General features: G+C 47.4%; 1 pseudogene. It reads left to right on the forward strand.

Annotated elements, in window-relative coordinates:
- Nucleotides 1-392, forward strand: a pseudogene (locus tag E2R31_RS10050) (HNH endonuclease); the annotation flags it as partial.

Raw genomic sequence — 392 nt, forward strand, 5'->3', positions numbered from 1 at the left:
TATGATGCAGGAGGCTTGACCTTTGAGATTGCCAGTCTTTTTGTCGGTCCAGCAGCTGTAGGGAAGATGGCGAAGGGGACCAAGTTAGGAGCTAAGGCAGCTGAGATGATTCAGTTAGCCAAGAACAGCACCAAAGCAAGAGTTCTCGCAAATGTTGAAAAATGGGGATCAAAGGTTGACAATATCCTAACGAAGAGCAATAATGTCATTAGGCAATTTGGGGAGAAACTATTAGATACCCGAATCCCAGTCGGTATCCGTAAAGAGGCAGTTGCCTTTGCGGGAGGTATGGGAACAATGCCTACCTTCAGCGTTGAGAGCAAGACTCTACGTGATGTGATGCACTTCTCAAGCAAACATGCGGATGATGTGGTGAGAGTGGCAGAGAAGCC

The sequence above is a fragment of the Streptococcus downii genome, from assembly GCF_004353325.1.
In the GTDB taxonomy this organism is placed as follows: Bacteria; Bacillota; Bacilli; order Lactobacillales; family Streptococcaceae; genus Streptococcus; species Streptococcus downii.